Origin of the sequence: Sphingopyxis italica (assembly GCF_011926545.1) — a bacterium.
In the GTDB taxonomy this organism is placed as follows: Bacteria; Pseudomonadota; Alphaproteobacteria; order Sphingomonadales; family Sphingomonadaceae; genus Sphingopyxis; species Sphingopyxis italica.
The window spans coordinates 86,549-111,826 of the sequence record NZ_JAATIT010000004.1; the positions used below are offsets into that span (position 1 = coordinate 86,549).

A 25,278-nucleotide genomic window follows, 5' to 3' on the forward strand; every position below is an offset into this window, starting at 1 on the left:
CGGGCCTAGAGAGAGCGCCGGGCGGCTCGCCCCGTCCCGCTCTCTCGAGGATTCCCACATGCAATTCCTTCCTTCCCGCGCGGCGCAAGGCGCCGCGGTGCACGCGCCTTCGTCCGCCGCCCCGCGCCTCCTCGCTGCCGCCGAAACTATCCTGCCGCTTCTCGAGGCCGGGCAGCCCTTCGACACGGGCCAGCTTCGCGCCGCGATGATCTCTGCCTTTGGCGCCACCGATGCCGAGGGCGGCTGGGACTGGAAGGCGGCTTATGACGCGTGCGAGGGTGCGCAGATCCTCCTGCTGCGCGCCTATGGCCGCGCGCTGATGAGCCGGGCCGGCTCATCCCAGCACCGCCTGACGATGTGGGAGCGGATCGCGCGGCGCGTGCCCACGCACACGCGCCGGTCGGAGACCGGACAGGCGCTCCAGCAATTTTCGACGCCGCTCCCGCTCGCTTATGTCGCGGCTCACGCCGCTTCGATCGTCGCAGGCGATCTTGTTTTCGAGCCTTCCGCCGGCACCGGCATGCTGGCGATTCACGCTGAGCTGGCGGGCGCCAAGCTCGCGCTCAACGAGCTCGATGCCGGCCGCGCTGAATTCCTCGACCTGCTGTTTCCGGCCGTCGGCGTCACGCGACACGATGCCGCTTCGATCGACGACCGGCTGGACCAGAGTGTCCGCCCCGACATCATCCTCATGAACCCGCCCTTCTCGGCCGTCGCGAGCGTCGACCGTCCGATGCGCGATGCCGCGCTCCGACATATCGCCTCGGCGCTCGCCCGGCTGCGCGATGGCGGGCGGCTGGTTGCCATTGTCGGCGCAAACTGCGCCCCCGAGGCGCCCGCCTGGCGCGACGCCTTTATGCGCTTGCAGGAGCATGGCACGCTTCGCTTCTCGGCGGCCATTGCCGGAAAGGTCTATGCGAAGCACGGAACCACGACGAGCACGCGTCTGCTGGTGTTCGACAAGGTTCCGGCGAGCGACCCGGCCTTGCTTGTCCCGAGCCGTGGTGAGACGCCCGACCTCGCTTCGCTCCTCGCATGGGTCGAAAGCGATGTGCCCCACCGGCCGGGTCCGTCAGAGCCGCCACCGGCGGCGACGGCAACATCATCCCGGTCGGCGATGCCCGGCTTTGGGCGCGCGGCCGCCGCAGCTCCGGCGGCCCCTGTCTTCGAGCGTCCGGCGCACGAAGCGCCGCCCGAACTTGCCTATGTGACGCGCGACTGGAAGGCGCCCGAAGGCCGCCTTGGCGACACGATATACGAACCCTATGCGCTGCAGTCTCTCTCTATCGAGGGCGCACACCCGCATCCGACCGCGCTTGTGCAGTCAGCAGCAATGGCATCGGTCGCGCCGCCGAAACCCTCCTATCGGCCACATCTTCCCGCGCGGCTGGTGACGGGAGGCATCCTCTCTGACGCGCAGCTGGAATCGGTGATCTTTGCGGGTGAAGCCCATGGCGGTCATCTTTCGGGCGCCTGGATGGTCGACGAAACCTGGGACATGCTGTCCGCGGTCAGCGATGACAATGACGAGGCGGTTCGCTTCCGGCGCGGCTGGTTCCTCGGCGACGGCACCGGTGCCGGCAAAGGGCGGCAAGTCGCGGGGATCATTCTCGACAATTGGCTCAAGGGTCGGCGCCGCGCCGTCTGGCTGTCGGTGTCGGACCGGCTGCTCGAAGATGCACAGCGCGACTGGTCGGCGCTCGGGCAGGAACGGCTGCTCGTGACGCCGCTCTCGCGTTTGCGTCAGGGCACGCCGATCAAGCTCGCCGAAGGCATCCTGTTCACCACATACGCAACGCTGCGCAGCCAGGCGCGCGAGGGCAAGGCGAGCCGCGTCGAGCAGATCGTCGAATGGCTGGGCCGCGATTTCGACGGGGTGATCGTTTTCGACGAGGCGCATGCGATGGCGAATGCCGCCGGCGGCAAGGGGGCGCGCGGTGAACAGAAACCGTCGCAACAGGGGCGTGCCGGTCTGCGACTTCAGCATGCGCTCCCCGATGCGCGCATCGTCTATGTGTCGGCGACCGGCGCAACAACGGTCCAGAACCTTGCCTATGCGCAGCGCCTGGGTCTCTGGAGCGGCACCGACTTCCCCTTCGCGTCGCGAAGCGAATTCGTGGCGGCGATCGAGGACGGCGGGGTCGCGGCGATGGAGGTACTCGCGCGCGACCTGAAGGCGCTCGGTCTCTATGCGGCGCGGTCGCTTTCGTTCGATGGCGTCGAATATGAGCTGCTCGAGCATGCGCTGACCGATGAGCAGCGGCGCATCTACGACAGCTATGCGGGGGCCTTCCAGGTCATCCACAACAATCTGGATGCTGCGATGGAGGCTGCCGGCGTGACGAGTTCGCTCCACGGCACGCTCAACGCGCAGGCGAAGTCGGCGGCCCGCTCGGCTTTCGAGAGCACCAAGCAGCGCTTCTTCAACCATCTCATCACCGCGATGCAGACGCCGAGCACGATCGCGAGCATCGCGGGCGATCTCGAGGCGGGGCATGCCGCGGTGGTGCAGATCGTCTCGACCGGCGAGGCGCTGCAGGAGCGTCGGCTTGCCGAGATCCCGACCGAGGAATGGGGCGATGTGTCGGTCGACATTACGCCGCGCGAATATGTCCTCGACTATCTTGCGCACAGCTTTCCGGTCCAGCTTTACGAGCCCTGCACCGACAGCGAAGGCAATCTCGCGTCGCGCGCCGCGTTCGACGGCGACGGCAATCCTATCGTCAATCGCGAGGCCTGCCGCAGGCGCGATGCGATGATCGAAAAGCTTGCATCGCTGCCGCCGGTGCCGGGGGCGCTCGACCAGATCGTCCAGCATTTCGGGACCGACGTGGTCGCCGAAGTGACCGGGCGCTCGCGGCGCATCGTGCCGGTCAAGGCGGGCGACGGCTCGACGCGCTTTGCGGCCCAGAACCGGCCCGGCGGCGCCAATCTCGGCGAGACCCACGCCTTCATGGACGATGAGAAGCGCATCCTTATCTTCTCGGAGGCAGGCGGCACGGGGCGATCCTATCATGCTGACCTGGGGGTCAAGAATCAGCGGCGGCGCATTCACTATCTGCTCGAACCCGGCTGGAAGGCCGACACCGCGATCCAGGGCTTCGGGCGCACCAACCGCACGAACCAGAAGCAGCCGCCGCTTTTCCGTCCCGTCTCGACCGATGTGAAGGCGCAGAAACGTTTCATTTCGACAATCGCACGGCGTCTCGACACCTTGGGCGCTATTACGCGCGGCCAGCGGCAGACGGGCGGTCAGAACATGTTCCGTCCGCAGGACAATCTGGAATCCTCCTATGCGCGCGACGCTCTGCGCCAGCTCTACCAGTTGCTCGCCGACGGCAAGGTCGAGGGCTGCTCACTGCTCGCCTTCGAGGCAGCGACGGGGCTGTCGTTGGTCGACGACTGCGGCCTCAAGGACGAGCTGCCGTCGATCACGACGTTCCTCAACCGCATGCTCGCGCTGACGATCGGCCTCCAGAACATCCTCTTCGAGACCTTCGAGGGCCTGCTCGCAAGTCGGATCGAGGGAGCGATCGTGTCGGGGACATACGAGATGGGACTCGAGACGCTGCGGGCAGAGAGCTTCCTCGTGACCGGACGCGAGACGATCTACACGCATCCCGGCACCGGGGCCGTGACCCAGTTGCTCACGATCGAGCGCAAGGACCGCGTCGCGCCGCTTCTCCGCGCGGACGCGCTGGAGCTTGTCACGTCATGGGGCGGTCAGCTCGTCGTCAACGCCCGCTCGGGCCGGGCCGCGGTGCAGCTTCGCGCGCGCAGCCTGATCGACGACGATGGCGCCGTTCATCGGCGCGTGGCTCTCCAGCGCCCGCTCGAGAAGATGCATATGCTCGCCGAGGATTTCGAGCATTCGCACTGGCAGGCGGTCGACGCCGAGGCATTCGGCTCGGCGTGGGATGGCGAACTCGCCGAGCTTCCAAGCCATGAGATGTCGACGCTTCATATCGTCGCGGGGTTGCTGCTCCCGATCTGGAAACGCCTGCCCAAGGAATCGACACGGGTGTATCGCCTGCAGTCCGATGGCGGCGAGCGGATCATCGGGCGCAAGGTCTCTCCCGCATGGGCGGCGAGCGTCACCGGCGATGCGCCGGGACGGCTTGCCGTACCCGAAGCTTGGCGAATGCTCCTGGCTGGCGACATCTCGCTGTCGCTTGCCGAAGGCCAGACGCTGCGGCGAGTTCGCGCCATGAACGACTGGCGGATCGAGCTTTCGGGATTCAACGATCTAGGGGTCGAGCGCCTGAAGACGATCGGCTTGATTTCTGAGATCGTCTCGTGGCAACTGAAGCTCTACGTGCCGGCAGGGGCTGCTGGCGCCGACGTGTTCGCTGCGCTCGTCGATCGGTTTCCGATCCAGCGGGTTCAGGATCGCAAGGCCGCCTGAAGGAGCCCCGCATGACCAGTTCAGCATCAGATATCGCGCGCCGTCTCGGAGAAATTGCCGAGGCGGTGTGCCGACGCTATCTTTCCAACGGCCGACGCGAAGGCCAGTATTGGATGGTCGGCGACGTCCGCAATACCCCGGGCCGCAGTCTCTATGTACGGCTTGCCGTCAACGGCGATGGCGGCGCTCCGGGAAAATGGACCGATGCCGCGAGCGGCGACCATGGCGACCTTCTCGACATCATCGCCGCGAGCTGTGGTCACACGGGCTTTCGCGAAACATTGGACGAAGCGCGGCGCTTTCTCAGTCTGCCGCCATCACTTGAGGGACCACGAAACCCGGCACCGACCAAGGCGCGGAGGGGTTCGCGGGAATCGGCGCGAAGGCTGCTGGCTGCTACAAAACCGCTCAGGGGCAGTCTCGGCGAGGCCTATCTCGCTGGCCGATTGATCACCGATTTTCATGCCGGGGATCCCGTGCGATTCCACCCGCACTGCTTTTACCGGCCGTCCAGCGATGACGCGCCCCAAGGGCGGCCGGCGTGGCCGGCGATAATCGCGGCTGTCACTGACCTCGCCGGGATCGTCACAGGCGTGCATAGGACCTGGCTCGATCCCGACACCAAAGACAAAGCGCCGGTCGCCTATCCCCGTCGGGCTATGGGTCATCTCCTCGGCAATGGCGTCCGCTTCGGTGCCTCGGGCGCGGTCATGGCAGCGGGCGAGGGCCTTGAGACCATCCTCTCGCTGCGGCAGGTAATGCCGACCCTGCCGATGATCGCCGGTCTATCGGGAGCGCATCTTGCCGCCATCGCTTTTCCGGAGCGTCTCAAGCGACTCTATGTTGCGCGCGACGATGATCCCGCCGGCGACACCGCTTTGGCGAAGCTCGGCGAGCGTGCGTCGGAATGCGGTATCGAGGTCTGCCCGCTCGAACCGCAGCATGGCGACTTCAACGGCGATCTGCGAGCGCTGGGCCGAAGCGCGATGGCGGCTTCGCTTCGCGGTCAGCTTATGTCCGCCGATCGCACGGAATATCTCTGAGCGCGTCGGGATCGCCGGGACGGGCAGGAGATGGCGGGAGCTGCGCTAGCTTTCCGCTGCAGGCGCGCCCCGGCCTTCGTTAGAGGGCGACTGCGGCATGCAGGGCAGCACCGCAATGGCGGGCGCGCGGCTATTTTCCGCCGGGGCCACGCGGCCCCTTTGCATCGCGAGGCAAAATAGCCGCGCGCCCGCCATCCTCCGCTGCGCTCCAGTCGCGGCAAGCCGCGATGCGGTCCCGCCCCGAATGCCGCGAGCCGTCGCCACGAAGGCCGCGCGAGGCGCGGCTCAGACAGACGGAGACCCAAGATGCACGGCGATGCCACCTCCCAAGACCAACCCGCCGAACCCGGCACGACTGCCTATCTCCTCCAGGAAATGCAGCTCTTCGGTCACCGACCCTTCGAGGACGAACCCGATCCGAGGCCGCTTCCCGACGCTCGCCTCGCCGGCGGCGCGATTGCTGATATGTTCGACGCGCTGGCGGGCTGCCTCGCGGAAACGCGTATCGAACCTGACCTCGACGACCTCCTCTGGAACCTCGTCAACCTCTTCCACCGCGCCGGCGACCGTGTCGAACGCGCGCTGGACGACAATGAGCAGCTGCAACGGCGGCTCCAGCGCGAGCAGGACGGCAGCGAGATACGCTCGGTCGAGCTTGAGCGGGCCACGCGCGAAGGAATTTCGCTGATCGAACGCCGAGACACGATGGAATTCTTCCGCGAGGGGGCCGCCGAGCAGTTCCGGATCCATTGTCGGAAAGCCTGGGCACCCCGCAGCGGATCGCGGGCGCAGCACCGGTCGATGACCGCGGCACTGATCGACGGCCGCGATTTTCTCGACGCGCGGTTGCGTCAGAAAGCGGCTGCGCTCCTCCCCGAGGGCACGCGCATATTGTTCACCGGCGGCGCCGACATCGACGATCACCGGGCGATCTGGGATGCTCTCGATCGCGCACGCGACCGTCATCCCGATATGATCCTGCTCCATGGGGCTACGCCGACGGGGGCCGAACGCATCGCCGCCTGCTGGGCCGAAACCCGCAAGGTGACGCAGGTGGCATTTCGGCCCGACTGGAGCCGGCACGGCAAATCCGCGCCGTTCAAGCGCAACGACCGGATGCTCGAAGCACTGCCGGTCGGGGTCATCGTCTTCCCCGGCACGGGAATCCAGGACAATCTCGCCGACAAGGCTGCGAAGATCGGCCTTCCCGTCTGGGATTTTCGCAAGCGGGGCCGATGACGGCCGTCGGGGCATTCGGAGGCTTTCGGCAAAATGGCCCCAATCTGGTTCTATCTCCCGAATATAATTGAAATATATTCGTAACATCCGCAAATTTACATCACTGTAGATCGCTATGACCAGCGGCGATCGCCCGTCGCCGGCGGGACGGCCCATTGAGAGGGCATCGCTCGCAGGCCATGACGAGGAGCAGGGACGGTCGGCCGACTTGGCGACGACTGCCGTCTGCTGCCATGGGTCGCAATGCCGACGATGGACGCTGCGCATGCTTTTGCGCTCGACGTCACGCGGGTGAAGGATGCGGCGGGTCTGGCCGATCTGCTCGAGGAAGCCTGTGCGCGCATGGGCTGTTCCTGGTTCGCGCTGAGCCACCATGTCGATTTCCTGGCGGCTCCCGACAGGGGCGTTCGCGTCCACAACTATCCCGAGGATTGGGCCCGCTGGTTCGACGAGCGCGGCCTTGGGCTTACCGATCCGGTGCATCGCGCCAGCCACCGCAGTCTCGAGGGCTTTTTCTGGCGCAACATGAAGCCGCTTGCGGGCGAACGGCCTGAAGACGAGCTGATCCTCAGCGAAGCGCAGCGGCACGGGATCGGTGACGGTCTGACCATCCCGGCACACATCCCCGGGGAGGCGCATGGTTCGGTGTCCTTCGCCTGGACGCCGGGAATCGCGGCCAACGACAGAGCGCTGCTCTTCGCCCGGATGATCGGTGGGCCGGCCTTCGAAGCTGCGCGCCTGCTCGCCAATCCCGAGCTCGCGCAGGTCGGGCCGCGACTGACCGATCGGCAGCGCGAATGCCTGATCCTCTCGGCCAAGGGCAACAGCACTCCGAAGGTCGGACGGATCCTCGATCTCAGTCCCGACACGGTTCGCGAACATCTTCGCAACGCGCGGCAGCGCTATGAGGCGAATGGCGGCATCACCCTTACCGTGCGCGCGCTTTATGCCGGCGATCTCAGCTTCGAGGATATTGCCAGGCGCTGAACTTTTTTCGTCGACACCCCCCGATCGTGCTATGGTGCGGGTCCCCAAAGCGGTTCAATTGGATGGTCTCTTTCGAAAAGGAGACACATCCATGCTTTCGGTAATCGACCATTCCAACCGCGCACACGAGCATCAATTGCTCCGCGCGATGTTCGAGGCGCGCAAGCGCGTCTTCATCGATCTTCTGAAATGGGACCTGCCGGTGCTCGCCGACCGGTTCGAGATCGATCATTTCGACGATCCCCACGCGACCTATCTGATCGTCGGCGATCAGGACGGCGGGCATCTCGCCTCGGCGCGCCTCCTTCCCACCACGCGCCCGGCTCTTCTCGATGGTCTTTTCCCCGGCCTCGTTAACGGCATCCCGCCGTCCGGTCCCGACATCTTCGAGATCACCCGCTTCTGCCTGTCGCCGGGGATCGGTGCGCGCCAACGCCGCACCGCGCGCGATACGCTTCTCATCGGGCTCGTCGACTATGCGCTCGCCAACGGCATCCGCTCCTACACCGGCGTCGCCGAGCTCGACTGGTTCGCTCAGATCCGGACCTTTGGCTGGGACTGCAAGGCGCTCGGCGAACCCGGCATCTATGACGGCCGCGCGCTGACCTCGCTGCGGATCGAGATCGACGCCGATACCCCCGCAAGGCTCAAGGCGGCGGGGATTGTCTCGGGCAGCGCTGCGACGCCGGTCGCGGCCAATGCAGCGTGAAAGGAGCGGGGCCATGAGTACCAATATTGCTGCGGCAGAGAGCCATCAGCCGCCCTCCGCCTCGATGCGGGCGCTCAAGGAAGACGGTTATGCGATCGTCCGCTCAGCCGTTCCCGCCGAGCTGATCGCGGCGATCGATCGCGACCTCGATCCGCGATACGCCGCGACGCCCTTTTGCGAGGGCGGCTTCTATGGCGAGCGCACCAAGCGCTTCGGCCGCCTTCTCATCCGCTCGCCGCACGTCGGCGCGCTGGTCATGAACCCGGCGATCCTCGCCCTCGCCGAAGCCGCGCTCGGCGACTGGTGCGAGCGAATCCAGCTCAATCTCGCCCAGGCGATCGAGCTGCATCCGGGAGCGTTTCCGCAGTTCCCGCATCGCGATCAGGAGATGTGGCAGGGTACGCTCGGAGAGGTCGAATATCTCGTGAATGTAATGTGGCCGCTGACGCCCTTCACGGCCGAGAATGGCGCCACGATCATCTGGCCGAAAAGCCATGGGCTCGAGGCGCTCGTCGAGGAGCCGGCGGAAGAGCCCATTATAGCCGAGACGATGCCGGGCGATGCCATCGTCTTCCTGGGTTCGACGCTGCACGGCGCCGGCGGCAATTGCAGCCCGTCGGTGCGGCGCGGGATCATCATCAGCTACTGCCTTGGCTGGCTGAAACCCTATGAGAATCAGTGGCTCGCCTATCCACCCGACGTCGCGAAGGACTTTCCGCCTGAGTTGGCGGCTTTGACCGGCTACGTCCAGCATCGCCCGAACCTCGGCAACTTCGAGGGTCAGTGTCCGTCGATCCTGTTCCGCGGCTATCCCCCCGACCCGATCGCAGCCGTGGATGCGCTCCGGCCCGACCAGCAGGCTCTTCTTGCCGACTATATCGGCGACCAACGATCGGCGGGCGGGGATGGGACGCTCGCGGCATGAGCCCGGGCACCACGATGGAGCGGGTCTATCTGGACCTCAAGGCGCGTATCCTGTCGGGCACCTATCCGCCCGGTACGCGCCTCGAGGCGGCGCAGCTCGCAAAGTCGCTGGCGGCCAGCGCTACCCCCGTTCGCGATGCCCTGTATCGCCTGTCGGGCGAGCGGATCATCGAGAGCTGGCATCAGGAGGGGTTTCGGCAGCCCCTCCTCAATGAGGCGGATTTGGTCGAACTCTATTGGTGGACGGGGGCTCTCCTTTCGCTGGCGTTGAAGGGGAGGACGCCGAGGCCCGATTTGCCCGGCGGACTGATCTCGCTCGCGAATCACCAGGCCTATCCTGAGGGACTCGATGGCCTCTTCCGGACCATTGCAATCGGCAGCAGCAATGGCGAACTTCGCGCTTCCATCATCAATTGTGTCGAGCGAAGCATGACAATCCGCATATTGGAGGCTCGCGTCGACGCGTCTGTGGGCGACGCGCTCACGGCGATGGCGGACGATTACCGGTTCGGCCGGTGGAGCGCATTACGCAGCAAAATCACGCGCTTCCATCGCCGCCGCGCGTCATATGCCGGCCGTGTCGCGGCCGAGATCCGGCGGCGGTCCGAGCCACTGGATAATATTCGGAGAATATGAGTCGTATTAAATTCTTATACGGCGCGCCCTCCTTAGCTTCGAAGGGGCCGTAATTCCGCGGCACCATCAGAGGAGGTTCATATGAACCGCAATGAAACCGTCGAAGACGGCATCGAAGAACTGGGCGTTGCCAGCGTCGTCACGCTCGGCCCGGCGCCGCCCTATCCCGAGGATCATCTCCTCAGCCCGATCCCCGTCGGCGGCGGCATCTCCGCCGATTGACGGCCCCGCGGACGCGGCGTCCTGCGTCGCGTCCGCTCCTTCGCCATGACATACCATCTCGCACCTCATATGAGCTATGGACTGCTCGGACACCGGGCCGTTCTGCTTGATCTCGCTGCTGACCGCTATCTGTTGCTCGGCGACCGCGAAGCTGCGGCTCTGACCGCGCTGGGTTCTTCAGAGGCGCCGTACTCGTCGCCCTTGGTCGAAAAGCTCATGGCCCGACACCTGATTTGTACCGGTCCAAGAGCAGCAATCTCCCCTGTCCACCAGCCCGCACCGCTCGCAAGTGCCCTCGAAATGGACGGCAGCAGCAGCAGTGTTTCATCTTTGGAAGCGATCGGGTCCGTCGCCCGCGCCCGGTTCTCACTTCGCTTCTCGGGCCTTGCAAAGACAGTGATGCGGTGGCGCAGCCTCCGGGCGCAATGCACCAAAGGTATTGGGGGACGTGAAGGCCTTGCTGAAGATGCCGAACGCGCCGCCTCTGTCGCGCGAGGCTTCGCCGAAACGCGGATCGCAGTTCCAGCACGCCGGCTTTGCGTCCCGGACAGCCTCGCACTTGCCCGCTGCCTCTGGAAGCGTGGCATAGCGGCAGATGTCTATTTTGGTGTCCAGCTTGATCCGCTCCTGGCTCACAGCTGGGTCCAGAGCGATAGCCTTGTCCTGTCGGACCCGCTCAATATTGCCGCGGATTACACGCCGGTGTTCAAGCTTTGAGTCTGCGTCTCGCCCTCGTCGATGGCGTTGCCGCGCTCCGGCGGCTGCCGTCGGGCCTGTTACCCCTTGCTTCGGTCGGAACCGCGCGCCTTGTCGGAGACGGTGCTACTCCGCTGACCGTCGCCGGAACGGTCGCTTTGGTTGGCTGGGCCTTTCTTCGCGACGGCTTTGCTCCATGCACAGATCTGTCCGAGGAGCAGGCCGCACAGATCGTCGCAACACGCGGCGCCTGGGCACTTTCGTCGCTATGGGGTCATTACATACTTTGCTGGTCGGATGAGGCGGGTACGGTCTATCTGCTCCGATCGCCGGTCGCCGGGCCGCCGATCTTTCATACGCGTGGTCATGAGGGTCAGCGGATCGACGTTAGCGGCGCGGCAAGCTACTGCGCCTTCACCGATCTCGCCCTCGCCCATTCGCTCGGCTTCGGCCGTGGCGGACCCGATCCAGCACGCGTCGACGCGGCGCTCCGCTACCCCTTCTTTCGTGGACCAGCCACCGAGATCGTTGGGGTCAACGAGATTGTACCCGGTGAAATCGTGGAGTTTGCGACCGGCCGCCGTCAGGTCGGTAGCTGGTCGCCGTGGGACCACAGCGTTCAGCCCCCGCGTCGGGTCGCAGCCTACGAACTCCGCCAGCTTGTCGGAGCCGTTACCGGGGCGTGGGGGCGCCGCTTCGATCGCATTCAGCTTGAGTTGTCTGGGGGGCTCGACAGCTCGATCGTCGCAACCTGCCTTGCGGGTAGCGGGGTGCAATGGCGCGGGATGACATTGGCGACGAGTGAGCCGGATGGCGACGAGCGACCCTATGCACGCGCGGTCACTGATCGCCTCGGCGCCGAACTAGCCGAGCGATGGCGGCCGGCTCCCGGCGATCCCTTGGCGATGCCCGACCGGCTCAGGGTGCGTCATGGCGGCTTTGGCCTGCTCGCGCCGAGCGACGCTGTTTTTCTCGAAACCGCACGCGCCTATGGCGCCGATGCCATTTTCACCGGCGCTGGCGGCGATAACGTGTTCGGCTATATTACCTCGACGGCACCGATCCTCGATGCTCTTCGCTACGCTGGTCCGCTCGCGGCGTGGCGCGCCGCTGGCGATCTCGCCCGGATGGCCCACGACAATAGGTGGAAGGCGCTCGTCTTTGCCGCGCGACGCGTACTTACTCCGCCGCCGGCCTGGCCGATCGACGCCACGCTTCTGTCACAGCGCTACGCGGGGCCGATGCCGGCACACCCTTGGACCGCCGATGCCGGCCGCGCTGCGCCAGGCCAAAGGGTGTATGCAACGAGCCTGTTCCTGACGCAGTCATTCGTAGATGCTTACGATCGGGCTCTGGCCCTACCGATGATTGCGCCCTTGCTGTCGCAGCCGCTCGTCGAGTTCGGGCTAGGGATAGCGAGTTGGCAGTGGGGTGAGGGCGGACGGGATCGCGCGCTGGCACGTCGCGCTTTTGGCGCTGAGCTTCCTCGCGAAGTTCTCACGCGGCGTAGCAAGGGCCGCATATTGTCGATTTTCCTGCCGGCGTTCGTCGAACATCGCGAGCGGCTCAGGCCCTTCCTGCTAGATGGCTGGATGGCGGGCGCCGGCATCCTCGATCTGGACGCGATGAGGGGAATGCTCGATGGCGGGGCAGCCGATCCTGTCACGATTCTACGGATACTCGAAATCGCGGACATGGAAGGATGGGCGCGTTCCGTTACCGCTGCACCCAGGCCTTGATTACCGGGCGGTCGCCGAGACTGGTCCGCGTCGATCGACCGTGCCGGGCGCATGCCGGGGTGCGTGCGCCCGGCACGATCCTAGCGCGCGGAGACGGGCAAGGACTGTCCCGCGCGATAGTGGCGCCAGCGTCGGTATTGCTCGGCCTTTTCGGGCTCATCATCTTCCTCGCCCTTGAGCCAGAAGCGATACCAGTCGAGGTTGCGCTCGTAGGACGCGCGCTTGTGCGCGGGCTGGTATTTGATGTGCAGTTCATCGGCAAACACGACCATCTCGGCAGGCCTGCCCGCACGCCTTAGCCGCGTGTGGAGCTCGACGTTTGACTGCGCCTCGGATTCGGGGACCTGCATCAGAAGCGGCGTGGCGAGGGATTCAATGTCCCAGAGGGGTGTGACGGTCTTCCAGCGATCGGGAGTAGCTTCAGGCGGGCCGAGCCCCCAGATTTCTTCAAGGACGGAGGTGAAGCCGCGATCGGGAAGGGCATTCATCCAGTAATAATGCGGCGAGATTTGTCCCGAGGCGATCGTGGCTGCGGCGAATCGCCTCGACTTCCGAATCGCCCAGAGCGCGACCGACGAGCCGAAGCTGAGCCCGCCGATGCCGACGCGCGAGGGGTCGATCTTCCCCTGCGCTGCCAGTTCGTCGAGTGCCGAACCGATCGTCTTGAGCGCAAGATTGTAGGAGCCTTCCATCCCTGCCGCGCGCGGGGCACGAACCGCGTCGATGCACAGCACCGCAATGCCATGTTCGGTGAGTGGTAGCATCGGGATCTCGTCGCCCGACCCTCCTTTCAGGAAGCCCTCGCACGTATAATAGTGCACGACGACTGGTAGCGGGCCATTTGTATCGATCGGCTTCAGAAAATAGCCGGTAAAGCCGCCAGGCCACGTCATCGGTTCTGCCTTCGCTGCGATCCGGGCCGCGAGCGCACGATTGGGTTCGGCCAGCACTTGCGTTCGCCCGGATGCAAAATCGGTGCGAACGAGACGCGGTGGCACGAGCGGCTGCGCGTCGGCACAGTATAGTGCATCTTCACCAACGGCGCAGCGCGGCGGCTGGCCGGGCACGCGGAGCGCCCCGCTGGTGACCGTCAGCCGCTTCGCTTCGGATTCTCCAACAGTCCACAGCCAGACAGTCTCTCGTTCGCTGCTGTCCTTCACGAACAGGAGGAGCGCATCGTGGTTGCCGCGCCATGCGACAGCGCGAAGCTTGCCTGACCGGCATGGCGCCGCGACGCAGGCGACGACGCGTCCGTCTGCACGCGTGACGCGAAGTCGCTGCTCGCTCCTCTCTTCGACGATCTCGGCAATGTCGCCGTTCGCGGCGCGGCTCTCGAGGCCCTGTCCGGGTGCGGATGGCGCAGGACGATGCGCCGGATCGCGCGGCATGAGCGTCTTTTCGGTTGCCTCGACGTTCCAGAGAATGCGGCGATTGTCGAACCAGGGCGAGGAAAACCGACGCATCACGCGTCTGCCGTCCTCTATTACCCCGCCAGCGATCGGTTGGTTGAGATTGATGCTTCCGTCGACGAGAACCCCGTCGCGGTATGCCGAAGACTCGGCTTTCGCGATTGCGGAACGCGTGGCTCCGATGCTGTATTTTAGTTCGCGGCCATCGCCGGACGGCCCGAATTCGGTGATGTCGGCTTCGTCCACGACCTCTCGTTCTAACGGCATGTCGTCGCGCCAGTGCCAGATACCCTGCACGCCGTCCTTTAGCGCGAGGTAACGAAACCCGCCGCTGTCCGCATCCCAAACAGGTGCTGTCTCGGCGAGGGCGCCGCTCGCGTCAGGGCGTGCTACGCCGCCGTCGAGGAGAACCGGGGTGCTCCGTCCGTCAATATCGGCGACGTGCCATCGCAGCTTCACGACATTTTCGTCGACCGACGGAAGGCTCAGGCGCCAAGCTATTCGGCGACCGTCGGGCGAGAGCGTCGGCGCAGTGATGTCCGAAACCTCGACGAGGTCGCGTGTCGTGACCGGCGCACGGACGCCTTGGTCGGGCCCGGCGGCGGCGGCCGCGGCAAGCAGGCCGGCGAACACTACCATGCGAGCACCGCCTGGAGCGCCATCGTTCGCCCGAGCGCGTTCGCCTGCTCGGGATCGTAGCCGATCGCCGAGCCAATCGCCTGGAAGCGCGCGTAGGGAGGATCGCGGTCGAAGAGATTGTTGATGCTGAGCGCCAGACGGAGTGATCTGCCGCCCTGATCGCCGCCGCCCGCGATCCGGGCGCCGAGCTGGAGATCGACCGTTGTCCAGCATTTTACCCGTTCCTCGGGGGTGACCGTTCGGTTGCGATAGCTGCCGACATGGTTGATCCCGACTCCGCCGTCGAACGCGCCGAGCGTGAAGCCCGCGCGTCCGCGCAAGCGCAGTTTAACCGGGTTGCCGAGAGTGCCGACGACATTGTTCGGTGCCGCGGTTTCAATCAGCCTGTTGTCGATCTCGAACAGTCGGCTGCCGCCGAAGGAAAGGTCCAAGTGACCGTTGCCGATGGAGCGGCTGTAGCCAAGGTCAAAATCGAGCCCGCGGACGCGCGACGATGAGAGATTGCGCGTGCGAACGTCAATGATTGCGCGCACGTCGCTTGGTGCGGCACCGATCGCATTCGAAAAGCTTGGATTGGCGAAGTAGGCGGCAACGGTCGCGGGATCGGGATTGTCCTCGATTAACGGCGCGTAGATTTCGCGCGCAACGAGGAAGTTGCGGAACTCGGCCGACCCCGAGGCAATGCGGCCGCGGTAGTCGATGTTGAACCAGGTCAGCGCAAGCTTTGCGCCGGGGAGGAACGTGGGTTCGAAATCCATTCCGGCGGTCCAGCTCGTCGCCTTCTCTGGACCGATGTCCGGTCGGAAACCGAACAATGCGAGCACGACTGACTGACCTGTAGGCGACGCCGGGTCTGCAACACGGATCGCTTGGTAGCGGGCGTTTGCAGTGCCGACGAGCTCGTCGAAGAACGGAGCGCGAAACGAGCGGCCGTAAGAAGCGCGAAGCGTGAGGCCTGAGAATGGCGTCCAACGGATGCCCGCTTTTGGATTGGCTGTGTCGCCGACGTCCGAATAATCTTCGTAGCGTCCCGCGATCGAGAGTGCGAGTTCGCCGGGGAACGCGCCGCTCGAATCGAAGATGGGCAGTGCGAGCTCGGCATAGAGCGAACGCACGACCCTCTTGTCGGGGAGCCCTGGGATGCCGTCGGTGCGCGGCGCGGCGCCGACGAGGTCGCTTGTCTGAATATATGTGAGTCGATCGCGGCGGTATTCGGCGCCGAACGCGAGCTTGGCTTCGCCGGCAGGGACTTGGAAGAGCGGGCCGTCGGCACGCAACGCGCCTGTCCACACGCGGTAGCGCGTATCAACCGCGAGGCTGCCCCGAAGTCGGTCGATCAGCGCTGGATCGTTCACCGCGCCGTCTCCGAAAGGGTTGAGCGCGGTCGCGAGCGACGCCGCCGACGCCGCCTGAGGCAGACGCGTGAAGTGGATCAGATTTACACCGTCATAATGTTCGCGCTGCAGGCCGTATCCGCCCGCGAGTTCCACCTCCCAGCTGCCAAGAGCTGCCCGCGCACCGAGCGCGGCGTTGAGCGCGCGGACGCGGCCGCGCACGCCCTCGGGCCCAAAATCGGCCGAGGGGTCATAATAGACTGTAACCGGCTGGCCTGTACCGATGGGATCGACATAGTAAGGGTTCGCCGGTGTGACGGTGAGCGGCATAGTGCCATTGAGCCGTCGACGTGCTTCGAAGCGTCGGTCGGCATAAAGGCCCCGTGCGAACAGCGTAAAATTCTCGCCTATCGCCTGTTCTGCGCTCCCATAAATGCTGGCGTTCTTCTGCTTCGGTAGGATGTCGATGTTCCGCCGAGCATCGCCGCGCTGGAAATCGCTGCTCGGGATGAGTTGCGCGGGCGTGAGTGCGGTGCCGTCTTGGCCACGCGGAATCTGGAATCGTTGGCCGTTGGCGGCGACGATCGTGCCGGGGTTGTTGTAGTTGGATCGGAGATCGGGGCCGCCGAAGGGCCGGAGATCCTCGGTCGCAAATGCGCGTTGCGTCGAGGGCAGATTGCCGCGCTGGTAGTATTCGACCGCGACCACAACGTGGCCCGTGGACCACCCTGTCCCGACTATCTGGCTGAGCTGGACTTCGCCATATGCGCCGTCAGCGGTTCCAGCGCGCAGCCTTGTCTCGGCGCCTTCGAAGCGGTTACGGAAGCGGACGTTGACGACGCCCGCGACTGCGTCTGACCCGTAGATTGCCGACGCGCCATCGGTGAGGATTTCGACCCGCTCAATCGCCGCGGACGGCACTAGCGACAGATCGGCAAAGGCGCCCGATGCGCCGCCGAGCGATGGGCGAGTAGCGTCGAACAAGGTCAGTGTCGCGCCGGGGCCGAGTCCGCGGAGGTTGATCGACGAGCCGAAACCGATGTTGCTGAGGCTGTTACCGCGACCGCTCATTCCAATATTGGCTTCAGTGGGTCCGCCCGAGAAATTCTGCGGGATCGTTTGGATGAAATCGGCGAGTGTCGCGCGGCCGCTGCGATCAAGTGCATCGCGGTCAATTGTCATAAGCGGCGACCCGACGGGGCCCGCACCGCGAATGCGCGAGCCAGTAACGATGATGGCTTCGCTCGAAGGTACCTCAGTCGAACTGAGGCCCACCGCATCGACGTTTCCCGATCGAAGCACCCAGGCCCCTTCGACAAGTTCAATCGTCAGGCCCGTGCCGGACAGGAGCCGCGAAAGGGCTTCGTCGGGAGAGAGCCGCCCGCGGACCCGGTTGCTGCGTCGGCCTTCAAGCAGGCTCGAAGCCGCGATGACCTCGCGGCCGGAAATGTCCGAATATTTGCGCAGCGCGTCGCTAAGGCGCTGTGCCTCGATATTGTATGTCTGCTCGCCCGTCTGCGCACACGCGTTGGGTGCGTAAAGTGCGGTCGCCGATACGCCCGAAGCCAGAACGGCCGCGAAAAATTTCATCGTCATTCATCCCTCCCGTGCGGCCGATTTTGGCCGTGTGAAGGGAAAAAATGACGGGTGCTCCGAACACCCTATGGGTTTTTCTTGGGTGTGCCCTACTCGGATTTCGCGCCGAGAATCGGTCCGTTCGCACCGAACTCGACCTTGAGATCGAGCGCGGCGCCGAGCTTCAGCGCAAGCTTCCGGGCATCGGTCACGTCGAAGCGCCCCGTCACCTGCAGCGATGCCAGCGCCGGATCGGCCAAGCTGATCTTGACGCCATTCTCGCGGCCCGCGCGGTCGAGGATCGCACCAAGCGGGAGATTGTCGGCCCACAGCGATTTGGCCGGCGCGTTGGCCTGCTCGTCCGCTATCGGCTGGGGGCCGGTCGACCTGACCTCGGCGCGTTCGCCGGGACGGAGGCGAAGCGCCTTTCCGCCTTCAAGGCGCCGCACCTCGACCGAGCCTTCGACCAATGCGATGCGCGGAACATCCGCGCGGAGATCGACCTCGAAGATGGTGCCGAGCGCGCGCGTGACTGAATCTCCGGCCTCGACGAGGAAGGGACGCGATGCGTCGTGTGTGACCTCGAACCTGGCGCGGCCGTCATGCAGAATGACGCGGCGTTCGCCGTCCGAGAAGCGCGTCTCGATGCGGGCGCCGTCCATCAGTGTCACGCGCGTCCCGTCGGCGAGCTGGCTCTCGCCTTGCGCCGAATTGGTGGCGATGATCGGCTGATCGCTGTCGCGGCCGACCAGATACCATGCGAATCCGACTGCGATCACCGCAGCGAGGAATGTGGCGAACGCCCATCGCCGCCCGCCGGGTTCACGCTCCCGAGCGTCGGCCCGCACATCGGCCGCGATCCGCGCGGTCGACATGTCTCCAGCCCAGGTCCAATTGTCGCGCGCTTCGTCATAAGCCTTGGCATTGCCCGGCTTGGCCAGCCATTCGTCGAACGCTTCCCGGTGCAATTCGGCATCGGGTCCCATCATCTTGTCGAGCCAGGCGGTGGCTTCGCTATCGGCGCGGCTCACTGCTTACCCCGCGCGCGCTTGATGGCGGCAAGGGCTTTGGTCATGTGGCTTTCGACCGTCTTCACGCTGATTCCCTTGATTCGAGCGATCTCGGGATAGCGTAGTCCTTCGAAGCGATGCATCAGGAAAATCTCGCGCGTGAGCGGAGATAGCCTCGAAATGGCTCTTTCTGCCCGGCGAAGGACGTCGCGCGCTTCGAGCGCCGCGTGTGGGTCACTCGCTCCCTCATGCTCGTCACTGAAACTGTCGTGCTGCGACCGGTGGCGGCGCCCGTCGGCGCGACCATATTCGGCGAGGAGCATCCGGGCGCTCTTCACGAGATAGGCTCCGGGGCCTTCGACCAGCGCAGCGAGGCCGCCGCGCGCACTCGCAAAGCGGCTGAAGACTTCCTGCACAAGGTCGCCGACATCTTGGTTCGGGGCGCGTCCGCGGAAGAAGCGGGTGATGTGCGGCCGGTGCTCGGAGTAGATCGCCTCGATGCGCGCCGAGCGCCCGACCCGCTCCCAATCCTCTGGCGGCAAGGGGTCGCCGCCGGCAATTCCCGGTCGCTCGCTGTCCTTGTCCTCGAAGTCCATACCTGCCGCCTTCCCGTTCGGGACGAAGGCGGCAAGCCGGGCGTTGAGAACTTGCTTAGCGAACAAGCGCCGCCGCCTTTAGCCCGAGGGCTTGGACATGCGCAGCGGCCACCCGGCAGGATGGATCAGGAAAAATCAAACTAAGCAGGTTCTCACGCCTGGCACCGTGCGCCTTGCCCGATGCGGGACAAAGCATAGCCCCGAGCTTGCCGCTTGCAAGCCGGCAGTGCGGGAGATGGATCCAGATCGAGTCTAATTTTCGCGAGGACCCGTCGCGGGACGCGCCGTTTGCGTGGATGCCGAGGCGGGCGCGCCGAGCGTGACAAAAACATGTTCGCCGGGCGCCGGAGGCGGCTCCTGCTGCCTGATCGAAAAGGCAAGCGCCCCGCTTTCCAGATGGATGCGATAGCCGTTGCCGACAAAGCGAACGGCCATGACGGTGGCGGGAGCGCCCGCTGGCCCGATGCTGAGCGCCTCCGGGCGCAGCAGTATCTCGGCGGGGCCGTCCGCGGCGCCTGGCACCTCGACCGCGCCAAGCACCGTCTGCGCCACGCCATTCCGAGCCGACCCGGAAAGGACGATCACCTCGCCCAGCAGGCGCGCTGCGGCGGGAGAGGCGGGATATCGATAGCAGTCTTCGGCGGTTCCCGTCTGCAGAATCCGGCCGTTGGACATCAGGATCAGATCATCGGCCAACGCCATCGCTTCCTCGGGATCATGGGTGACGATCATCACGCTGGTTCCCATCGCGCGGAGGTCGGCGAGCAGTGCGTCGCGGATCGCGCCGCGCAGATGACCGTCAAGGCCCGAAAAGGGCTCGTCGAGCAGAAGCAGCGCGGGCTCGCGCGCCAGCGCGCGGGCGATTGCGACGCGCTGCTGCTCGCCGCCCGACAGCATGTGCGGCCAGGCGTCGGCGAGATGGTCGATGTGCAGGCGGGCAAGCAGCCCCGCGACACGCTCGCGCCGCGCTGCGGCGCCCAGCGACTGGATCCCGAACCCGATATTGCCCCGGACGTCGAGATGCGGGAACAGCGCATTGTCCTGGAAGACCAGGCCGACGCCTCGCTGCTCGGGCGCGGTCGTCGCGCCGGGTTCGGACATGATGGCACCATGGATGCGAATTGCGCCGCGATCGACGGGCTCAAGCCCGGCGATCATGCGCAGCAGCGTACTCTTGCCGCAGCCCGAGGGACCAAGCAGGCACGCGACGCGGCCGGGCGCCAGCGTAAGGCTTGCCGCCTCGACAGCGGCTCGGCCAGGATAGAGGCGCGCGACGTCGGCGACCTCCAATATGGGGGCGCTCGATGCGGGGGAGGCCGACGGAGAGTTGGACGATAGCGGAGCGGAGGGCGACATGCGGCTTGTCCTAGGTCCCCGGCCGCGCATCGGCAATTCGCCCGCTCAGCCAGACCACGACGGGCATCGACAGCGCGACGATCAGGACCGAAGGTAATCCGGCCTGGCCCAGCCGTTCGTCGAGCGCATAATTGTTCGCGATCACCGCCAGCGTGTCGAAGTCGAACGGCCGCAGGATGAGGGTCGCTGGCAGTTCCTTCAGGATGTCGATGAAAACGATCAGACCCGCGGTCAGCATCGCGCCGCGCGCGACCGGCAGGTCGACGGCCAGCGCCGCCCCGGCTTCGCCGCGGCCAAGCGTGCGCGCGGCATGGCGCATCGAGGGCGTGACGCGCGCCAGCCCGGCGTCGATCGGCTCGAGCGCGGCCGCCATCAGGCGCGCGGCATAGGCGGTGATCAGCAGTAGGATGGCGATGACGGCGCCCGATCCCGGCGCGAGATTCCAGATCACCCCTGCCGGGGCCAGCAGGCCGATCGCCATCACCGCACCGGGCGTCGCATAGCCGAGGCTGGCAATCCGCCCGGCGAGCGGCAGGTGGCGCGTGCCCAGCGCGAGCATCGTCGCGAGCGCGACGGTGACGAACGCACCTGCGACGCCCAGGAACAGGCTGGTGCGCGTCGCCGCGACGAGGCGCGGCCAGTCGGCATTGGTCTGCGCGAGATTCCAGAGGAGCCAGCCGACCGGCAGCAGCAATCCCGCGGTGAGCAGCGACAGGCAGAAGGCAAAGGCCGCCCATGCGCGCGCGCCGCCGATCTGCTGGACGTTGATCGCGCGCCAGCGCGCCTTGCCCCCTTCATGCGTCCGGCCCCGGCGGCTCGCGCGCTCGAGCCACAGGAGCAGCGCGGCGGCAACGAGCAGCGGCAGCGCGAACCGCGCCGCGCTGACCGTCGAGCCATAGACCGACCAGGCGCGCACCACGCCGGTGGTCAGCGTCTGGACACTGAGGAACTGGACCGCGCCATAGTCGGCGAGCGTTTCCATGACCGCGAGCGCCACCCCCGCGGCGAGCGCCGGGCGCGCCATCGGCAGCGCGACGCGCCACAGCGCGCCGGTGCCGCTGCAGCCCAGCATGCGCGCCGCCTCGAGCGTTCCGACCGACTGGTTGATGAAGGCGGCGCGCATCGCGAGATAGACATAGGGATAGAAGGCGGCAGACAGGATGAAGGTCGCGCCGCCGATACTGCGCATTTCGAACGGCAGATCGTACCCGGTCGCCCCGCGCAGCCCCGTGCGCAGCGTCCCCGCGACATCGAACAGATCGCCATAGCCGTAAGCGAGCGCAAAGGCGGGCACCGCCAGCGGCACGGCGAGCGCCCAGGCGAACAGGTCGCGGCAGGGAAAGCGGTACATCGCCACCAGCCAGGCGGCGAGAGTGCCGACGAGCGCGGTGACGATCCCGACCAGCAGCGCAAGCCACGCCGAGGTCGCCGCATAACGCGCGATGTCGCGCGCCGCGATGTCGGCGGTCTCGGTCCCGAACGCCGCCAGCACCACGCCGGCGATCGGCAGCGCCACGACCAGCCCCGCGACGGCGGCGAGGCTGGTTATGGGGGAAATGCGGAGCCGGGACGGGGAGGCGGCGGGCGGTGTCAGCGCCAGCCCGCCGCACTCATCAGCGATTGTGCCTCGGGCTGACGCCTGGCGAAGGCCGCCGCACTCATCGGGTGGGCGGTAAAGGTCGCATAGGCGTCAACCGGCTTGGGCGCCGGCACGTCGGGCGAGGCGGGATATTCGCCGTTATTCGCCGAAATATGCGTTTGCGAATCGGCCGAGGCGAAAAATTCGAGGAGCTTGATCGCATTGGCCTTGTTCGGGGCATTTTTGGCCACGCCGCCGCCCGAGACATTTACATGCGTGCCTTGGCCGTCGAGGCTGGGAAAGCCCAGTTTGACCTTCTGCGTCACGTCGCGATCCTTGGCGTCGTCGCCGGTCGCCATGCGGACATAATAATAGCTGTTGGTAATCGCGACCTCGCACACGCCGGCCGCGACCGCGCGGATCTGGTCGCGGTCGCCGCCCTCCGGCGGACGCGCCATGTTGGCGACGACACCCTTGGTCCAGTCGGCAGCCTTCTGCGGCCCCCAGGCTTCGATCAGTGCGCCGACAAGCGAAAGATTATAGACGCTGTCCGACGAACGGACGCAGATCTTGCCCTTGAAGCGTGGCGTCGCGAGCTTGGCATAATCGTCGATTTCCTCGGGCTTCACCTTGGCGGCATCATAAGCGACGACGCGCGCGCGGCGTGTGAAACCATACCAGTTGCCCGCGGGCTCGCGCAGGTTTGCGGGAACGCGCGCGGTCAGCGTTTCGGATTCGACCGGCTGGAACAAGCCTGCTTCCTGCGCGCGCCAAAGCGCGCCGGCGTCGGCGGCGATGAACAGGTCGGCGGGGCTGTTGGCGCCCTCGCTCTTCATGCGTGCGACCAGTTCGTCGGGCTTGCCTTCGATGCGGTTGATCTTGATTCCGGTTTCCTTGGTGAAACGGTCATAGAGCGCCTGGTCGCTGTCATAATGGCGCGCGGTGTAGAGGTTGACCTCCTGCGTCCCCGCTGCCTTTTCTCCACTCGAACATGCCGCCAGCAGCGAGACTGCCGACAGGGACGCGACCAAAGCAATATTCCGCACAACTGGCTCCTTTTCCAATCCTCAGAGACCTGGACCTAGCATTGTTGCGAACGACTCTCAACTCTGCCCGGGGCGATATGGCAGCCGGATGGTCACCACGAGTCCCCCCGCAGGCCGGTTTTCCAGTTTGATGTGTCCCGTCATGCGGCGGGAAAGCTGCCGTGCGACCGCCAGCCCCAGACCTGCGCCGCCCGTGCTGCGGCTCCGCGAATTTTCCACGCGCGTAAAGGGTTCGAACACTTCGGCCAGTTTGTCCGCGGGGATGCCTGGCCCGTCGTCATCAATCGTAAAGACCAATTCTCGACCCTCGCGGCAGAAATTGAGGCGAGCATTACCGGCATGGCGCACGGCATTTTGCACGACATTGCGCAGGAGCCTTTTGAGCTTGAGCGGCCGCATCATCGCTTCAAGCCTGTCGGGACCCGCGTAACTGACGTCGCCGCCCGCATCGGACGCCTCGTCGACGACGGTCATTGCGATCGATGCGATGTCGATGGGCTGCTCGGGCTCGGGATCGTCGCCGCGTAGATAGTCGAGTATCGAGGTAACGAAGGCTTCCATCTCTGCGATGTCTTGCTCGAGGGCGGCGCGCGTGTCGGCATCATCGACGGTCGATGCGTTGAGCCTGAGCCGAGCCAGCGGTGTTCTAAGGTCGTGCGACATGGCGGCGAGCGATTGCACCCGTTCGCCGATATGATCGAGCAGCCGTGTCTGCATGCGATCGAAGGCGGCCGCCACCTGGCGCACCTCGAGCGGGCCATCGATTTCGACTGCGACACGCTCGTCGCCGCCGACGCGTTCCGCCGCGACAGCGATGTGCTCGAGCGGCCTGCCGATCACGCGGCCGAAGACCAATGCCAGCAGCAGCACGATCAGGACGAGGAGGATCAACGAGACGGAGTAATGATATAAGAGCGACGAGCCCTGAAAATAGTCTTCCGACCGAAAGCTGAGCCATCCGCCGCCGGTCAACCTGATCGTTCCTTCCAGAGCTTCCCCATCGCGGTCGGCACGGAAGTCGAGTTCCCGAAGCCCCGGCTGCAGCGCTACAATGTCGGCCGTCGCTTCGCCGCGGCTGCTTGGGGGCGGCGCATCTCGCCGCGCAACCAGCAGGCGAGGTTCCCACATCGCGTTCATTCGTTCGACGGCGTCGGGCCGCGTGTCGAAAAAGGCGTCGGCGAACAGGAGCCAGTCGGCCAGACGCTGCGAACGGCCGCGTTCGATGCGCGTCTCTTCGGCCTTGGCAAAGATGATCTCGCTACCGACAAACTGCACAAGCACAGCGGCGAACAGAGCGATCGCGATCCGGCCGCGCAGCCCGTCCAGAAGCCGGAACCGCCGCAGCATCAGCGCCGTTCTACTTCCGCCGTGAAGATATAGCCGATGCCACGGACGGTACGGATGATCTCGCGTCGTTCCTCGTCACCAAGCTTGCGGCGGAGCCGGCATACCAGGACGTCGATCGTGCGGTCGGAAGCGTTGCCGAGACGCGAACGCGACATTTCGAGGAGCGGTTCGCGGCCGATCACCCGCTGCGGGTTTTCGAGCAAGGTGACGAGTAGGTCATATTCGGCTCCCGACAGCTCGACACGCGCCCCCGATGGCGCGAAAAGCTGGCGCTGTGGGAGATCAACCCGCCACGCGCCGAAGCGCAGTTCGCGCAGCCGCACCGCCGGAGCTGGCGCCACATGCCCGCGACGTAACATCGCGCGGACGCGAGCAAGCAGCTCCCGATCGCCGAAGGGCTTCGCAATATAGTCGTCGGCTCCGAGCTCGAGGCCCGTCACCTTGTCGCTTTCGTCGCCGCGCGCGCTGATCATGATCACCGGCGTCGCATTCCGGTCGACTTGGCGCAGGTTCCGGCAAAGATCGAAGCCGCTGATCCCGGGCATCATCACGTCGAGCAGGATGAGATCGACAGGATGGTCGGCCAGCACGTCGAGCATCACATAGCCGTTGGCGGCGCTCAGGCAGTGAAATCCGTTGGCACGCAGAACCTTGAGCAATGCCGCGCGCATGCCGGCGTCGTCGTCGACGATCAGGATTGTCGGCGGTCCCGCACGCGTCGAAGGCGTATATTCCGCCCCCGGATTATTGCTGATTTGTTGCGTGATCATTTTCAATTTTTGCAGGA

Annotated in this window: 19 protein-coding genes; 10 read left to right on the plus strand and 9 right to left on the minus strand. The window is 65.7% G+C overall.

The genetic code is table 11. The features are described from left to right. Window positions 1-58 precede the first annotated feature (58 nt). The 10 genes from GGR90_RS14820 to GGR90_RS14865 all read left to right on the plus strand — a co-directional run bounded on the left by GGR90_RS14820 (window position 59) and on the right by GGR90_RS14865 (window position 12,600). On the plus strand, window positions 59-4,405 hold the full coding sequence (locus GGR90_RS14820) for a strawberry notch-like NTP hydrolase domain-containing protein (protein ID WP_167922189.1): 4,347 nt from the start codon (window positions 59-61) through the stop codon (window positions 4,403-4,405). Window positions 4,406-4,416: 11 nt separating this feature from the next. Further along, on the plus strand, window positions 4,417-5,448 hold the full coding sequence (locus GGR90_RS14825) for a DUF7146 domain-containing protein (RefSeq protein WP_054731743.1): 1,032 nt from the start codon (window positions 4,417-4,419) through the stop codon (window positions 5,446-5,448). A gap of 306 nt (window positions 5,449-5,754) precedes the next feature. Further along, window positions 5,755-6,687 (plus strand): DUF2493 domain-containing protein, encoded by a 933-nt coding sequence (locus tag GGR90_RS14830; protein ID WP_167922190.1) that lies wholly within the window; start codon window positions 5,755-5,757, stop codon window positions 6,685-6,687. Between the two features lie 243 nt (window positions 6,688-6,930). Beyond that, on the plus strand, window positions 6,931-7,674 hold the full coding sequence (locus GGR90_RS14835; protein WP_054731741.1) for a helix-turn-helix transcriptional regulator: 744 nt from the start codon (window positions 6,931-6,933) through the stop codon (window positions 7,672-7,674). Window positions 7,675-7,765: 91 nt separating this feature from the next. Next, on the plus strand, window positions 7,766-8,383 hold the full coding sequence (locus tag GGR90_RS14840) for an acyl-homoserine-lactone synthase (protein ID WP_167922191.1): 618 nt from the start codon (window positions 7,766-7,768) through the stop codon (window positions 8,381-8,383). A 13-nt stretch (window positions 8,384-8,396) separates the two neighbouring features. Beyond that, complete coding sequence (locus tag GGR90_RS14845) at window positions 8,397-9,308, plus strand: phytanoyl-CoA dioxygenase family protein (RefSeq protein WP_167922192.1); 912 nt, start codon at window positions 8,397-8,399, stop codon at window positions 9,306-9,308. Beyond that, window positions 9,305-9,943 carry a GntR family transcriptional regulator gene (locus GGR90_RS14850; RefSeq protein ID WP_167922193.1) on the plus strand — a complete coding sequence of 213 codons (639 nt, stop codon included), beginning with the start codon at window positions 9,305-9,307 and terminating at the stop codon, window positions 9,941-9,943. The genes GGR90_RS14845 and GGR90_RS14850 overlap by 4 nt, the downstream gene beginning before the upstream one ends. Window positions 9,944-10,024: 81 nt before the next feature. Beyond that, window positions 10,025-10,165, plus strand: a complete 141-nt coding sequence (locus GGR90_RS14855; protein WP_167922194.1) for a hypothetical protein — start codon at window positions 10,025-10,027, stop codon at window positions 10,163-10,165. 69 nt (window positions 10,166-10,234) lie between these two features. Beyond that, window positions 10,235-10,882: a lasso peptide biosynthesis B2 protein gene (locus tag GGR90_RS14860; RefSeq protein ID WP_167922195.1), complete on the plus strand. Its 648-nt coding sequence runs from the start codon at window positions 10,235-10,237 to the stop codon at window positions 10,880-10,882. Further along, window positions 10,879-12,600: an asparagine synthase-related protein gene (locus GGR90_RS14865; protein WP_167922196.1), complete on the plus strand. Its 1,722-nt coding sequence runs from the start codon at window positions 10,879-10,881 to the stop codon at window positions 12,598-12,600. Before GGR90_RS14860 ends, GGR90_RS14865 begins: the two co-directional genes overlap by 4 nt. An 80-nt stretch (window positions 12,601-12,680) precedes the next feature. Here the strand turns inward: GGR90_RS14865 and GGR90_RS14870 are convergent, their stop codons facing one another. From GGR90_RS14870 to GGR90_RS14910, 9 genes are all read right to left on the minus strand, one after another. Further along, window positions 12,681-14,642 carry an Atxe2 family lasso peptide isopeptidase gene (locus GGR90_RS14870; RefSeq protein ID WP_209023787.1) on the minus strand — a complete coding sequence of 654 codons (1,962 nt, stop codon included), beginning with the start codon at window positions 14,640-14,642 and terminating at the stop codon, window positions 12,681-12,683. After that, window positions 14,642-17,578 (minus strand): TonB-dependent receptor, encoded by a 2,937-nt coding sequence (locus GGR90_RS14875; protein WP_167922198.1) that lies wholly within the window; start codon window positions 17,576-17,578, stop codon window positions 14,642-14,644. The genes GGR90_RS14870 and GGR90_RS14875 overlap by 1 nt, the downstream gene beginning before the upstream one ends. A gap of 89 nt (window positions 17,579-17,667) precedes the next feature. Continuing rightward, window positions 17,668-18,588, minus strand: a complete 921-nt coding sequence (locus GGR90_RS19515; RefSeq protein WP_167922199.1) for a FecR domain-containing protein — start codon at window positions 18,586-18,588, stop codon at window positions 17,668-17,670. Continuing rightward, entirely contained in the window at window positions 18,585-19,229 is a 645-nt protein-coding gene (locus tag GGR90_RS14885) for an RNA polymerase sigma factor (RefSeq protein WP_209023788.1), read from the minus strand. The genes GGR90_RS19515 and GGR90_RS14885 overlap by 4 nt, the downstream gene beginning before the upstream one ends. A 186-nt stretch (window positions 19,230-19,415) precedes the next feature. Then, entirely contained in the window at window positions 19,416-20,519 is a 1,104-nt protein-coding gene (locus GGR90_RS14890) for an ABC transporter ATP-binding protein (protein WP_167922201.1), read from the minus strand. A 10-nt stretch (window positions 20,520-20,529) separates the two neighbouring features. Further along, window positions 20,530-22,035, minus strand: a complete 1,506-nt coding sequence (locus tag GGR90_RS14895; RefSeq protein ID WP_167922202.1) for an ABC transporter permease subunit — start codon at window positions 22,033-22,035, stop codon at window positions 20,530-20,532. A gap of 74 nt (window positions 22,036-22,109) precedes the next feature. Continuing rightward, entirely contained in the window at window positions 22,110-23,144 is a 1,035-nt protein-coding gene (locus GGR90_RS14900; protein WP_209023789.1) for an extracellular solute-binding protein, read from the minus strand. 57 nt (window positions 23,145-23,201) lie between these two features. Continuing rightward, window positions 23,202-24,491 carry an ATP-binding protein gene (locus GGR90_RS14905; protein ID WP_167922204.1) on the minus strand — a complete coding sequence of 430 codons (1,290 nt, stop codon included), beginning with the start codon at window positions 24,489-24,491 and terminating at the stop codon, window positions 23,202-23,204. Continuing rightward, window positions 24,491-25,261: a response regulator transcription factor gene (locus GGR90_RS14910; protein ID WP_167922205.1), complete on the minus strand. Its 771-nt coding sequence runs from the start codon at window positions 25,259-25,261 to the stop codon at window positions 24,491-24,493. The genes GGR90_RS14905 and GGR90_RS14910 overlap by 1 nt, the downstream gene beginning before the upstream one ends. Window positions 25,262-25,278 lie beyond the last annotated feature (17 nt).

What these genes read in the sequence shown, in the direction of transcription:
- GGR90_RS14820 (WP_167922189.1), top strand. Translation starts at nt 59, where the DNA reads ATGCAATTCCTTCCTTCCCGCGCGGCGCAAGGCGCCGCGGTGCACGCG.
- GGR90_RS14825 (WP_054731743.1), top strand. Translation starts at nt 4,417, where the DNA reads ATGACCAGTTCAGCATCAGATATCGCGCGCCGTCTCGGAGAAATTGCC.
- GGR90_RS14830 (WP_167922190.1), top strand. Translation starts at nt 5,755, where the DNA reads ATGCACGGCGATGCCACCTCCCAAGACCAACCCGCCGAACCCGGCACG.
- GGR90_RS14835 (WP_054731741.1), top strand. Translation starts at nt 6,931, where the DNA reads ATGCCGACGATGGACGCTGCGCATGCTTTTGCGCTCGACGTCACGCGG.
- GGR90_RS14840 (WP_167922191.1), top strand. Translation starts at nt 7,766, where the DNA reads ATGCTTTCGGTAATCGACCATTCCAACCGCGCACACGAGCATCAATTG.
- GGR90_RS14845 (WP_167922192.1), top strand. Translation starts at nt 8,397, where the DNA reads ATGAGTACCAATATTGCTGCGGCAGAGAGCCATCAGCCGCCCTCCGCC.
- GGR90_RS14850 (WP_167922193.1), top strand. Translation starts at nt 9,305, where the DNA reads ATGAGCCCGGGCACCACGATGGAGCGGGTCTATCTGGACCTCAAGGCG.
- GGR90_RS14855 (WP_167922194.1), top strand. Translation starts at nt 10,025, where the DNA reads ATGAACCGCAATGAAACCGTCGAAGACGGCATCGAAGAACTGGGCGTT.
- GGR90_RS14860 (WP_167922195.1), top strand. Translation starts at nt 10,235, where the DNA reads ATGAGCTATGGACTGCTCGGACACCGGGCCGTTCTGCTTGATCTCGCT.
- GGR90_RS14875 (WP_167922198.1), bottom strand. Translation starts at nt 17,578, where the DNA reads ATGACGATGAAATTTTTCGCGGCCGTTCTGGCTTCGGGCGTATCGGCG.
- GGR90_RS14890 (WP_167922201.1), bottom strand. Translation starts at nt 20,519, where the DNA reads ATGTCGCCCTCCGCTCCGCTATCGTCCAACTCTCCGTCGGCCTCCCCC.
- GGR90_RS14905 (WP_167922204.1), bottom strand. Translation starts at nt 24,491, where the DNA reads ATGCTGCGGCGGTTCCGGCTTCTGGACGGGCTGCGCGGCCGGATCGCG.
- GGR90_RS14910 (WP_167922205.1), bottom strand. Translation starts at nt 25,261, where the DNA reads ATGATCACGCAACAAATCAGCAATAATCCGGGGGCGGAATATACGCCT.